Origin of the sequence: Streptomyces sp. NPDC048255 (assembly GCF_040652415.1) — a bacterium.
Lineage (GTDB): Bacteria > Actinomycetota > Actinomycetes > Streptomycetales > Streptomycetaceae > Streptomyces.
The window spans coordinates 1-2,669 of sequence record NZ_JBEZMA010000131.1 but is presented as its reverse complement, the minus strand read 5'-3'; the positions used below and the strand labels follow the sequence as shown (position 1 = coordinate 2,669).

Here is a 2,669-nt window from a genome sequence, read left to right as displayed (position 1 = left end):
TCGCTCGCCCTCATCCCGGTGCCGGACGCGCCCGTCGTACCGGAGCCGCTGCGCGGCCGGTACGTCGCCCACGTCCGCATCGCGTACACGGGTGACGCGCAGGAGGGCGAGCGCCTGGTCGCCCCGCTGCGCGCGGTCGCACCGAGGCTGCTGGACACGCTCACGGAGATGCCGTACTCGGCGAGCGCGGTCATCCACAACGATCCGCCGACGCCCATGCCGTGGTACGCGGACGTCGCCATGCTCGACGAGCTGGCCGAGTCCGACGTGCCGACCATCCTCAAGACGGTCGGCCCCGGTGCGCCCGTCATGTGCATCGTCGAACTGCGCCACCTCGGCGGCGCGCTGGCCCGCCGGCTGGGAGCGCCGAACGCGGTCGGCAACCGCGACGCCCGCTACATGCTCTACGTGCTCTCGCCGCTGGTCGGCCCGTTCACCCCCGAGACCGTGGGGCCGGTGCACCGCCAGCTCTTCGACGCCCTCTCACCCCGTACGACGGGGCGTTTCGTGAACTTCATGGGCATCGGCGAGAACGCCGATGCGGACCAGGTGCGTTCGGCGTACGACCCCGAGGACCACGCACGTCTGGTCCGGCTCAAGGCCGTGCACGACCCGGCCAACACCTTCCGCGTCAACTACAACCTGGAGCCCGGTACGCCAGGCTCCCACTAGCTGGTGATCGCCCACCGCGGTGGCTCCGACCCCCTTTCCCGGGCCGCCGCGGTGGGCGGTCGCCTGTCCGCGGGTCCGTCGGCGGATCCGGCAGATTGGAAGCAGCAGATGTCCCAGAGCGTGTTCCCCCTCGACCCCACGGGGAGCGATCTCGCCGCCGAGGCCGCCGCGCTGCGCCGGCTCGGGCCCATCGCCCGGGTGGAGCTGCCGGGCGGTGTGCGGGCCTGGTCGGTGACCCGGCACGAGCGGATCAAGCAACTCCTGACGGATCCGCGGGTGTCCAAGGATCCCCGCCGGCACTGGCCGGCCTTCCGTGACGGCGAGATCACGCCCGACTGGCCGCTCTACCCCTGGGTGTCCGTGGAGAACATGCTGACGGCCTACGGCGCCGAGCACTCCCGGCTGCGCCGGCTGGTGGCGGGCGCCTTCACCGCCCGCCGCTCGAAGTCGCTCGCTCCGTCCGTGGAGGAGGTGACGGGCGGGCTGCTGGAGGAGCTGGCCGCGGTGCCGGCCGGGGAGACGGTGGACCTGCGGGCCGCGTTCACCCACCCGCTGCCGTTCCAGGTGATCTGCCGGCTGTTCGGCGTACCGGAGGCCACCAGCGACTCGCTGCGGCAGATGATGGACGCCTTCTTCCGCGATCCCGGGAACATCGACGACATCCAGGAACGGGGGCGGGCCATCTACGCGGTCCTCACCGACCTGGTGGCGTACAAGCGCGAGCACCCCGGGCCCGACTTCTCCTCCGAGCTGATCGCCGTACGCGACGAGGACGGGCAGCGGCTGAACGAGCAGGAACTGGCCGACACCCTGATGCTCATGATCGGGGCCGGTCACGAGACCACGGCCAACCTGCTGGGCAGCGCCCTGGTGGAACTGCTGTCCCGGCCCGAGCAACTGGCGCACATCCGGGCCGGCCGGGCCACCTGGCAGGACGCCGTCGAGGAGTCCCTGCGCCTGCACGGACCGGTGGCCCACATGCCGCTGCGTTTCGCGACGCAGGACATAGACGTGGACGGCGTGACCATCGCGCGGGGTGACGCGATCCTCGTCTCCTACTCGGCGGCCGGCCAGGATCCGGATCAGCACGGCCCGGACGCGCTCGAGTTCGACCTGCTCCGCGAGCGGCGCGAGCACCTCGCCTTCGGGCACGGCGCCCACCACTGTCTCGGCGCCCCCTTCGCCCGGCTGGAGGCCGGGATCGCGCTGCCGCGGCTCTTCGACCGCTTCCCCGGCCTCCGGTTGGCGCGACCCCGCTCCGAGATCCCGGGGTCCGGCTCCTTCATCGCGAACGGGCCGCGTGACCTGCCCGTCCTGCTGACCTCATGACCTCATGACGCCTGGTCCGGCTGGATGTTGTGGTTCACGCGGAAGGTGTTCGCGGGATCGTACACGGCCTTCAGCCGGGCCAGCCGCCGTCGCGCGGGGGCCTCGTACAGCATGCTGAGCCGCTCGGCCGTGGCCGGGCGGCCGTTCCCGTACACGAAGTTGAGGCTGCGGCCCACGGTCCACGGCCGGACGGCGGCGAGCAGCTCCTCGTGGACGGGGGCGATGTCGGCCGCGCTCCAGGGCCCCACGGGTGAGAGCACGCGCAGGATGTACGCCGCCCCGCGGTGGCCGACCGCGCTGGGCACGGCCGGCGGGCGGGCCAGCGCGCCGCCGAGGTGGCGCAGGTCCACGACGCACATGACGGGTGCGGCCGGGCCGGCGAGGTCCCGGACGGCGTCGAGTGCCGGGGTGCCGAGCGAGCCGAGCAGGGCGTTGTCCCCGGTGTAGCCGTGCGGGTGGACCGGGTCGTCGAAGACGGAGCCGCTCGCGGTGTACGGCATGTCACGCAGGGTGTCCATGAGCCGGGGCCCGACGGCGCGCAGCGGCGCGACGGCCTTGCGGCCGGCGATCGCCCCGCCGGTGTAGGCGATGCGGACGTGGGCGACGTATCGGCCGCGCAGCGGTTCGGGCATGAACGGCAGGTCGGGGACGGTCATCAGCCCCACGCT

Annotated in this window: 3 protein-coding genes; 2 read left to right on the top strand and 1 reads right to left on the bottom strand. The window is 72.9% G+C overall.

What is annotated here, in order from left to right; genetic code table 11:
* A partial coding sequence (locus tag AB0D94_RS37710) for a BBE domain-containing protein (protein WP_362062481.1) occupies positions 1–672 on the top strand: 672 nt, incomplete at its 5' end.
* Positions 673–780: 108 nt separating this feature from the next.
* Positions 781–2,001: a cytochrome P450 gene (locus AB0D94_RS37705; protein ID WP_362062478.1), complete on the top strand. Its 1,221-nt coding sequence runs from the start codon at positions 781–783 to the stop codon at positions 1,999–2,001.
* Between the two features lie 2 nt (positions 2,002–2,003).
* Here AB0D94_RS37705 and AB0D94_RS37700 read toward each other — a convergent pair.
* Positions 2,004–2,669 (bottom strand): BBE domain-containing protein (locus AB0D94_RS37700; protein WP_362062475.1); only part of this gene is annotated, 666 nt, incomplete at its 5' end.

Coding starts and splice junctions, on each gene's coding strand:
- AB0D94_RS37705 (WP_362062478.1), top strand. CDS start 781: ATGTCCCAGAGCGTGTTCCCCCTCGACCCCACGGGGAGCGATCTCGCC.